The following is a 7599-nucleotide window of genomic DNA, read 5'->3' on the forward strand; positions in this document are numbered from 1 at the left end:
ACTTTCCAGTTGAGATTTATACTTGCCTTGGGCCACAATCTGATGACCCTCCCTGAAAATGAGCGAACCGTAAGTGACTAACTGTAAACCGTTGGGATGAGAAGCAATTTGCCAAATCGGTGCGGTGTGTCCGTTGAGACTATGGCGATACGCTCCAGATCTGGCATCCCATAATTTAATCGAGGGTTCGTAGCTCGAAGTCGCGATGGATCGTCCATCTGGAATGAAGGCTAAACCCCAAATCATGGTGTTGTGAGCTGCGATACTCAGCAACGGCTTCCCGGTATCCAATTGCCATACAGAAACATTTCCATTGGAATCCCCAGTTGCAATCTGGCAATCTCGACTAATTGCCATTCGACTCGCTGCACCTAATCGATCGACAAAAACAGATCGATCGAGATCGGTATTTGTAAAATTAACACGGTGCAAATTGGTTTCTTTTAGATATGCCTGCCAGACACACAAATCGGATAGATCTAATTCTGTCAGATCTGCACCCAGCCGCACGAGTAGATTCAACAGATTTCCAGCGGCATAATTTGGCTGGTGGCGGGGTAAGGTAACGATAATTGCTCTTAATCTGGCTGCGAGTTGGGTTTTGGATAAGGAGACACGCTCGATAATTTCATCGACGATCGATCGAGCCTGAGTTTGCCGAATATAATCTTTAGCAGTCGCTTTCAATAGCGCGTAATTTTGCAAGTATTTACCTACTTTATCTTCCCTTATTTCCTGACATACACCATTAATCAGCCGCTCGGTAACGTATTCCATCACCACAGGCTGTTGAGAAAAATTTATCCCCTGAGTAGACGCAGTTTCAATTAAACTGCGTCTGCTCAAAGAGCGCAGGACATCTGGTGAATGTTGTCGATCTCGATCGGAAATTAGATCCTGTTGAATTTCGGTGAGTGAGACAAATTCCCGATTTATTGCCAGCCAATACATTACTTGTCGTTCCAACTCCGACAATCGATCGAATTGTTGCTGCAATAAGTCCCGAATATCATCAAATAATAGGCTACTATTCTCCATTTCAATTCGAGCCAGAAACTGTTCTAAACTGCCCCCAAATAGCTCGATCGTCATCGCCGCAACCATTTTTAAGGCAAGGGGATTTCCGGCGTAGTTTTGGGATAAATCTTGCCATTGATTTGGGGTTGTCGCTGATATGCCTCGTTGTTCCATAATCGTTTGTGCCGATCGATCGTCGATCCCCGCCAGAGCGAGCGATCTGACAACGTTATTTTCCCCTTCTAATAAAGCAATATCTTTGGGCTTTTCCCGACTGGTTAAGATGACACAACTCTGATGACGGATTTCTCCCACCTGTCGCAACAATTCCCCATACTCCTCATAACCCGCTCGATAGATTCCCGCCCGCTCTTTGCCCTGTAAAATCGATTCCGCGTTGTCTAATACCACCACACAGCGAGACTGACGTAGATATTGAATCAGTTCGGCGATCTGCGCTGAGACACCCTTTGCACCACGATCTGATTGCTGCTGTCGATCGCGGAAAAATTGGAGTAAATCTGCGAGTACGTTAGTTAAAGGTGGCGCATTGCGAAGCGATCGCCAGATAATATGTTCGTAGCCATTCTTGTGCAACCGTTCGACTAGTTTTACTGTCAGGGCAGTTTTGCCAATTCCTCCCATCCCCAAGATCGCTACTAATCTCGAAGGTACACCATTATTAATCGGAACGATCCAATCCTGAAGTTGCTGGAGTTCCAATTCCCGTCCCTGAAAGCCAAACACTTCTATTGCTTCGCCCCAGTCGATCTGTGTCGCTTGTTGTTGCTGGTTTGGCGAAATAGATCGATTGACGACAATCGGGGTTGCTGTTGATTCTGCTAATCCGCGCTCATATTGCCCAAAGGCAGAGGTTAAAGTGTTTTTAGTTACTTTTACTCCTAACACCTGACTCAACAGCTTCCACAGCCGCGAACCGACATCTTTAATGTAGTCTTCATCATAGCCCGATCGATCTGCCATCGCCGCGTAGCTCTCTCCCGCCCAAGTTTGTCGGAAGACAACTTCTTGAATTTGAGTTAATACTTTTGGTTGAAGTAAACTATCTAAGCGCGACAGGGCTTCGTCAGGTGTCACGATCGATTTCCCCTCGGCGAAAAAAACTGCGTAAATTTATTGTATAACTTAGTTGAGAATTTAGAATCGTTTGCGTAGCGCGATGCACTGAGCAGTTCGACAAGCTCACTGTATCACTTGTCGAAGTGTCCTCTTTGGATTGGGAGTGAGGGCAAAATCTCTGCTTTCAATATACAAGCTTGAATTGAGTCTGTCCGTACAGAAAATTTTCAGATCCCCTCTGAAGATCGCAGCATACTTTCGAGGCTGGCAAACCATACTAAAGTACATACTTTCCTGCATAGGCATGAGATAGAGATTCCTTTATCTTGATAGATACAGAGGCAAACAAGCAGAGTTTAACTAACTTGCTTTGCTAGATGCCAAATATTCTATCCCTTGAAATTCAGGAGGAATTTATGTTTAATCGAGCTATTTTTGCCAGCGTTTTATTAGCAACTGCGATCGGTGTTACGGGTTTTAATGCGTTACAATCGCCCTCGGCAAGTGCCTTAAGTCGGTTTAATGTTGTCGATCGCGACACTAAAACTCAAGAGCTAAATCCAGAAAAAGAGCCGCAACCGATCGGTGTTTTAAGCAACAATGCTCTCTATGGATTGAGTGGTTCGCTGGGCAACCAATATCCTGGCAGCAGTCTTAATGTCGATCGGACCGACCATTACCAATTCCGCATTGCCAAAGCAGGGCGGTATGTAATGTCTTTAGGCGGTGTCGGTAGTGCCATCCCCCCCGGTAGTGCCGAATTGCGGTTATATAATCGCACGACCTTAATTGGCAATAACAAACCCGGACAACCGATCGATTTACAACTCCAGCCTGGAACCTATCGCTTGGAAGTTTTTCGGACACCTTTTGCTAAAGGTTCTTTTAACTACGGGGTGTCCCTTTTTACTCCCGATAATTAACGATCGGGAGGAAATACCATGACCCTATTAACCACAATCGCACCCAAATACGACTACTCATCGATTATCAAAGATACAGCCAAAATTAATTGGCAGGTGTCAGATCTAATTGGTGAAGAGCGACCTTTAGATTTCAGCAAACCCTTTTTGCCAGAAGCTCTCGTTCACACCAAATCGCTCGCCTGTCTCACCCTAGATGAGCGGCTAATTCTCAATCAAATTCGCGGTCATAGCTACTTGAATTTATTCGGATTGGTGGAAGAATTCATTCTCCCGCTGGTGATAAACCATGCCAGTTTCTTAGGTTGCGATCGCATTGAAGCAACTCAAGCATATTTGGTTTTTGCTGCCGAAGAAAGCAAGCATATTCATCTGTTTCGCGAGTTTTCTAAGGCATTCACTGCCGGATTTGGCTTCCATTGTGACACGATCGGCCCGCCGCAAGCGATCGCCGATTTCGTGCTCCAGCACAGTCCGCTGGGAGTCGCACTGGTAACGCTACATATTGAGTGGATGACGCAACGCCACTTTCTCGATAGCGTTCGCCACAACCAACAGGAGTCGCTCGATCCGCAGTTTTGCAGTCTGCTGAAACATCATTGGCAAGAGGAAGCGCAACACGCTCGTCTCGATACTTTGATGGTGCAGGAGTTAGCAGCAAGACTCGATCGATCTGAAATAGAAGCAGCGATCGATGATTATCTCGCGATCGTTCATTACCTGAATGAAGGATTGAGAACCCAAGTTCAGCTTGACATTGCCAGTCTAGAACGAGCGATCGGACGCAAATTAAACGCGCTCGATTGCGATGCTATCCAGCAAGTTCAAGAATCGTCTTACCAATGGGTATTTCTTGGCTGTGGCATGACTCATCCCAACTTCGTGCAAAGTGTGCGGGAGTTGAGCCGCGAAGGTTATAGCCGGATTGAGGAGCTTTCTAAAACGTTCGCTTTTTCCTGACCAAATTCAATTGTTTTTTAACTACTAAATCAAGGAGTTCAATTATGACTACTCAACAATTACAGACTATTAACGGTATCGATATTAAGGAAGTAAATGAATTAATTGCCGCTATTTCGCAGGATGCGACACAAGGACAAATGGCATTTAATGCCACCACAACTTGGGTTGAAGGTGTGCGATCGATTTCGCGGATTAAATCCCTAGAATGGGCGGGACAATCTTACGATCGTGACTTTACACTCACTATCGACGAACCAGAAGAATTGGGCGGCACGAATCTGGGGCCGAATCCGCAGGAAGTGTTGCTCTCAGCCTTGAATGCTTGTCTGATGGCTACCTTTGTCGATTTGTGTTCGTTGCAAGGCATCGAACTAGAGCAGGTGGAAATTAGCAGCACTGGTAAATTGGATTTGCGGGGCTTTCTAAAGCTCGATGCCGCAATTCCGGCTGGCTATCAAGATTTACACTGGATCTTAAAGGTGAAGGGTAATGCTACCGCCGATCGATTCCAACAAGTATATGATGCCGCCCTGTCTGCATCTCCCAATGTCTGGAATTTGCGGTATCCGATCGGGATTAAACCTCAATTACAAGTTGAAGAATGAAATTAAGATCCGGATTTGCCCTCTTCCAATATTGGGAGAGGGAGCAAAATCTGAAAGATATCGAAAGACGAGATTAGATTTCCCCAAATATCATCTCAAAAAAATTAAATATATGCGAGAAAAAACAATGATTTGGCTCGACAAAAATTGCACATTTCGTTAGCAGCAAAGAATTAGAATAAAGCTTTGTTCTAATTCTTCCTTCGCTATATTTTAAAGATCGTACCGATATGAAAATTGAACCATATAACCCCCACCACCTTGATGCCGTCATTCGTCTGTCACTGCGGGCATGGACTCCAGTGTTTGATTCGATTCAGAACGCGATGAATGCAGATGTTTACCAGGCATTCTATCCCGAACATTGGCGTGTGAGCCAGCAAAAAGCTGTCGAGGATGTCTGCGTTGCGGAAGACACAAATGTGTGGGTGGCAAGCGATGCTGATTCGATCGTGGGCTTTGTCGCCGTGAATATACATAAAGATGACAACATGGGTGAAATCTACATGGTTGCGGTCGAACCAGACTCTCAAGGGCGCGGCATAGGCAGTGCTTTGGTAGAATTTGCTCTGGCTTGGATGAAAGAGTTGGGGATGTCGATTGCGATGGTTGAAACGGGCGGCGATCCCGGTCATGCCGCAGCCCGTCACACCTATGAAAAGGCTGGTTTTGAGCTATTTCCAGTTGCTAGATACTTCAAGAAGCTCTAATCGTACATGTAAGTTTCAAGGCGTGCGGAGGTAAGTCCATGACAGCTTGGTATAACGCAGATCTCGCCTATATTCATGATGTTGGTTTTCGGGATTACGCACTCAAATCGGCACCAGGAGTTTTGGAAATTCTCACAGCTCGTCAAATCCCGACGGGATTAATTGTCGATTTGGGTTGTGGTAGTGGATTGTTAACCGAGTTACTGGAGCGGGATGGTTATCGGGTGCTGGGGATCGATATTTCCCCAGCCATGATTTCGATCGCTCAAGAAAGAGTACCGACGGCTGAGTTTCGGATTGAATCTCTGTTTACTGCTGAAATTCCCGCCTGTGCCGCAGTAGTTTCGATCGGGGAGTGTTTGAATTATGTGTTTGACGATAATTGCGATCTAGTATTAAATGACCTATTTCAGCGCATTTATCGGGCACTAATACCCGGTGGAATCTTCATCTTCGATATCGTAACTCCAGGGCAAGTACCCGCTGGAGAAGTGGTCAAAAATTTTACCGAAGGGCAGGATTGGATCGTGCTAGTCGAAAAACAAGAAGATTTAACACGTCAAATTCTCACCCGCCGGATTATTACTTTTCGTCAAATTGGAGAGTTATATCGACGCAGTGAAGAAGTACATCTTCAGCGTTTGTTCGATGTAGAAAGCATAGCTAAAAAATTAGAGCAAATCGGCTTTCGGGTCGAAATACTCGATCGATATGGACAATTTAGACTACCGCCAGCTCGCGTTGCTTTCATTGTGCAGAAACCCTACGCCAAAATTTAGACAGAACTTAACCGATCTCGATCCGTTGGCTAAATATAATGACAACAACCTTATATTACAGGTGATATTTATGAGTAAAAATAACAGAGATTCATCCGAGCTATTTTATTCATTCTTCTCGTTGTTTCAACCGAAGCAAGTCAAAGAAGCTGAGATCGAAGATGAGTGGAAAGCTCACGTTTTGCCTCATAGCTCGATTCGATCGTTAGCCCCCAATCTTTGGCAGATAACAGGAATTTTATCGAGCCTAATTGCGCCTAGAGAAATGGTTATTTATCGATTGCCAGATTCTACCCTATTAATTCATAGTGCGATCGCTTTAGCCGATCGAGAAATGCAGCAACTAGAAGCACTAGGAACACCGAATATTTTAATCGTTCCCAATCGGATTCATCGGCTCGATGCACGAGTATATAAGCAACGTTATCCAAACTTGAAAATTGTTGCCCCAGCAGCCGCTAAACCCTATGTTGAAGAAGTAGTACCTGTCGATGCGATCGCTGAAGATTTGCTACCCGATTACGGGATTATCTGTCATCAACCGGAGGGAATTCGTCCGCAAGAATTAGTTTATGAAATTCCCTTGTCTAATGGTAAAGCTCTGCTGTTTACAGATATTTTGTTCAACTTAACCGAAGCATATCTAGATACCTATGCACCTTGCAGTAAATTCACGCTCCGGTGGTTGGGGGCAATTGGTTATTTTGGGATTACACCATTAGGTCGGCGATTTTTTATGACCGATAAAATTATCTACCGACATTGGCTAGAAAAATTAGCCGATCGAGTGACTCCTTTGCAAGTAATTTCAGTCGCTCATGGCGAACCAATTACTGTAAATTGCGATCGACAGTTACGTCAAGCTGCCGATCGTTTATCCTAAATTTGCCATAAATGTTTGAGATAACATTGAAGGAGTAACGATCGATTGAAATGACGATCGAGGCTATATGAATACAATTATCTATAGACAGCCACAGTCTGGGGACGAAAACCAAATTAGTGATTGTCTGAGATCGTCTGTGGATCTACGGGAGATTGCCGATCGAATGCCAGCAGGTGTTGCTGTCTGGAACCAAATTTGCGACCCATTAGAATTGAGAGACAGAATCTTGAGTGGTGAGAAAACACTCGTTGCGATCTGGAACGATCTAGTTGTTGGTTTTATTATATTTCGGAGCGGAAATCATTTGTTGTTGTTGTTCGTTCGCAGAGAATTTGCTGGACAAAAAATTGGCAGCGAACTATTCACTCGATGTGCAAACAATCTCGATGAAATCACCGTTAATTCATCTGATGCGGCAGTAGGATTTTACCAAAAACTAGGGTTTATCCAAAGCGGCTATCGCTTCTGCAAGCAGGGGATATGGGCAACACCAATGAAGTGGCTTAACAATGCCGCAGAGCTGTAGGGTGGGCAATGTGTCAATTGAGTACCGATTTTCGGCTCTTCATTACTTAGTATGCTCGATCGATAGCAAATTGAGCAAACAAAGTAAGCAAATAAATACGATCGGTGAAG

The 7599-nt window shown here is 44.7% G+C and carries 8 protein-coding genes; 7 read left to right on the forward strand and 1 reads right to left on the reverse strand.

What is annotated here, in order from left to right; translation table 11 throughout:
* Nucleotides 1-2115: helix-turn-helix domain-containing protein (locus C7B77_RS18910; RefSeq protein ID WP_146138398.1), on the reverse strand; the 2115-nt coding region annotated here is incomplete at its 3' end.
* Between the two features lie 398 nt (nt 2116-2513).
* Here C7B77_RS18910 and C7B77_RS18915 point away from each other — a divergent pair.
* The 7 genes from C7B77_RS18915 (at nt 2514) to C7B77_RS18945 (ending at nt 7489) form a co-directional block, all read left to right on the forward strand.
* The gene (locus C7B77_RS18915; RefSeq protein ID WP_106308292.1) at nt 2514-3020 is read left to right on the forward strand and encodes a hypothetical protein; all 507 of its coding nucleotides are present in this window, start codon (nt 2514-2516) and stop codon (nt 3018-3020) included.
* A gap of 18 nt (nt 3021-3038) precedes the next feature.
* Nucleotides 3039-3980 (forward strand): hypothetical protein, encoded by a 942-nt coding sequence (locus C7B77_RS18920; RefSeq protein ID WP_106308295.1) that lies wholly within the window; start codon nt 3039-3041, stop codon nt 3978-3980.
* Between the two features lie 44 nt (nt 3981-4024).
* Nucleotides 4025-4588, forward strand: a complete 564-nt coding sequence (locus C7B77_RS18925) for an OsmC family protein (protein ID WP_106308298.1) — start codon at nt 4025-4027, stop codon at nt 4586-4588.
* Between the two features lie 230 nt (nt 4589-4818).
* Nucleotides 4819-5298: a GNAT family N-acetyltransferase gene (locus tag C7B77_RS18930; RefSeq protein WP_106308301.1), complete on the forward strand. Its 480-nt coding sequence runs from the start codon at nt 4819-4821 to the stop codon at nt 5296-5298.
* A 38-nt stretch (nt 5299-5336) separates the two neighbouring features.
* A complete protein-coding gene (locus C7B77_RS18935; RefSeq protein WP_106308304.1) occupies nt 5337-6077 on the forward strand; it encodes a class I SAM-dependent methyltransferase in 741 nt (246 codons plus the stop codon).
* A gap of 70 nt (nt 6078-6147) precedes the next feature.
* Nucleotides 6148-6960 carry a hypothetical protein gene (locus tag C7B77_RS18940; protein WP_106308307.1) on the forward strand — a complete coding sequence of 271 codons (813 nt, stop codon included), beginning with the start codon at nt 6148-6150 and terminating at the stop codon, nt 6958-6960.
* A gap of 67 nt (nt 6961-7027) precedes the next feature.
* Complete coding sequence (locus tag C7B77_RS18945) at nt 7028-7489, forward strand: GNAT family N-acetyltransferase (protein ID WP_106308310.1); 462 nt, start codon at nt 7028-7030, stop codon at nt 7487-7489.
* The last annotated feature ends 110 nt before the right edge of the window (nt 7490-7599 follow it).

The sequence above is a fragment of the Chamaesiphon polymorphus CCALA 037 genome (genome assembly GCF_003003845.1).
Lineage (GTDB): Bacteria > Cyanobacteriota > Cyanobacteriia > Cyanobacteriales > Chamaesiphonaceae > Chamaesiphon > Chamaesiphon polymorphus.

Coding starts and splice junctions, on each gene's coding strand:
- C7B77_RS18945 (WP_106308310.1), top strand. CDS start 7,028: ATGAATACAATTATCTATAGACAGCCACAGTCTGGGGACGAAAACCAA.
- C7B77_RS18930 (WP_106308301.1), top strand. CDS start 4,819: ATGAAAATTGAACCATATAACCCCCACCACCTTGATGCCGTCATTCGT.
- C7B77_RS18940 (WP_106308307.1), top strand. CDS start 6,148: ATGAGTAAAAATAACAGAGATTCATCCGAGCTATTTTATTCATTCTTC.
- C7B77_RS18925 (WP_106308298.1), top strand. CDS start 4,025: ATGACTACTCAACAATTACAGACTATTAACGGTATCGATATTAAGGAA.
- C7B77_RS18915 (WP_106308292.1), top strand. CDS start 2,514: ATGTTTAATCGAGCTATTTTTGCCAGCGTTTTATTAGCAACTGCGATC.
- C7B77_RS18920 (WP_106308295.1), top strand. CDS start 3,039: ATGACCCTATTAACCACAATCGCACCCAAATACGACTACTCATCGATT.
- C7B77_RS18935 (WP_106308304.1), top strand. CDS start 5,337: ATGACAGCTTGGTATAACGCAGATCTCGCCTATATTCATGATGTTGGT.